Origin of the sequence: Aquipuribacter hungaricus, from assembly GCF_037860755.1 — a bacterium.
In the GTDB taxonomy this organism is placed as follows: Bacteria; Actinomycetota; Actinomycetes; order Actinomycetales; family JBBAYJ01; genus Aquipuribacter; species Aquipuribacter hungaricus.
Genome location: NZ_JBBEOI010000516.1, coordinates 1 through 624 on the forward strand (window position 1 = coordinate 1; position 624 = coordinate 624).

The 624-nt window shown below is 83.2% G+C and carries 1 protein-coding gene; it reads left to right on the forward strand.

Annotation, left to right across the window (positions count from 1 at the left end; all coding sequences use genetic code 11):
- Positions 1–92 precede the first annotated feature (92 nt).
- A partial coding sequence (locus WCS02_RS20940; RefSeq protein WP_340296233.1) for an NUDIX domain-containing protein occupies positions 93–624 on the forward strand: 532 nt, incomplete at its 3' end.

Genomic DNA, 624 nt, shown 5'->3' on the forward strand with positions numbered 1-624 from the left:
CCTGGCCGCTCCCGGCGGCCGCCGACGCCACCGCGCGGGCGTGGCCCCTCGCGGGGGCGCCCCCCGGGCCGGTGCCGCGGCAGGCCGCCAGCGTGTGCCTGCTGCGGGACGCCCCGGAGCACCCCGGCCGGGTCGAGGTGCTGTGGATCACCCGCGGCCGGAGCCTGGCCGTCGCGCCGGGGGCGCTCGCCTTCCCCGGTGGTGCCGTGGACCCCGTGGACCGGGCGCGCCGCCGTGACGAGCCGGGCCCGCCCGCCCGCTTCGCCGTCATGGCCCGGGCGGCGGCGCGCGAGCTCGCCGAGGAGACGGGGCACGTCGTGGCCGCGCCGACGCTGCGGCCGCTGGCCCGCTGGGTGACGCCCGAGCACGAGCCCCGGCGCTTCGACACGACGTTCCTCGTCGGGGTGCTGCCGCCCGCGGCCGACCCGGAGCCGCTACCGCCCGGCGAGGTGCACGAGCACGGCTGGGCCCGGCCCGACGACCTCCTCGACGACGTCCTCGCCGGGCGGCGGGTCGCCCTGCCGCCCACGCGCGCCGTGCTCGCCCTGCTCGCGCGCGCGACCGGCGGGGGCCCCGGTGGTGTGCCTGGCGGCGGTCCCGGCGGCGGTCCCGGCCCCGGGCCTG